Source organism: Stappia indica (genome assembly GCF_001696535.1).
Taxonomy (GTDB): Bacteria; Pseudomonadota; Alphaproteobacteria; order Rhizobiales; family Stappiaceae; genus Stappia; species Stappia indica.
This window is the reverse complement of the sequence record NZ_MBQE01000013.1, coordinates 1-713: the sequence shown is the minus strand read 5'-3', so window position 1 is coordinate 713 and position 713 is coordinate 1. Positions and strand designations below refer to the sequence as shown.

Annotated in this window: 1 protein-coding gene; it reads left to right on the top strand. The window is 70.3% G+C overall.

All coding sequences use genetic code 11. The features are described from left to right. Positions 1-713: Ig domain-containing protein (locus tag BBX35_RS24015; RefSeq protein WP_171901513.1), on the top strand; the 713-nt coding region annotated here is incomplete at both ends.

The following is a 713-nucleotide window of genomic DNA, read 5'->3' as shown; positions in this document are numbered from 1 at the left end:
CCTATTCCATCCAGGTCGATGCAGCCCCGGTGGTCATCACGCTCGCCCCGGCGGCCGGCAGCCTCGCCAATGGCGAGGTCGGCACCGCCTATAGCCAGACCTTCACCGCCTCCGGCGGCGCTGCGCCCTACACCTATGCCGTCACCGCAGGCGCCCTGCCGGACGGACTGACGCTCGCCTCGAACGGCGCCCTCACCGGAACGCCGACCACTGCGGAGACGGCAAACTTCACCGTCACCGCCACCGACGCCCACAACGACACCGGCAACGCCGCCTATTCCATCCAGGTCGACGTAGCCCCGGTGGTCATCGCGCTCGCCCCGGCCGCCGGAAGCCTTGCCAATGGCGAGGTCGGAACCGCCTATACCCAGACCTTCACCGCGTCCGGCGGCGCTGCGCCCTACACCTATGCGGTCACCGCAGGTGCCCTGCCCGACGGCCTGACCCTTGCCTCGAACGGCGCCCTCACCGGAACGCCGACCACGGCGGAGACGGCAAACTTCACCGTCACCGCCACCGATGCCCACAACGACACCGGCAACGCCGCCTATTCCATCCAGGTCGATGCAGCCCCGGTGGTCATCACGCTCGCCCCGGCGGCCGGCAGCCTCGCCAATGGCGAGGTCGGCACCGCCTACAGCCAGACCTTCACCGCATCCGGTGGCGCTGCGCCCTACACCTATGCGGTCACCGCAGGTGCCCTGCCCGACGGC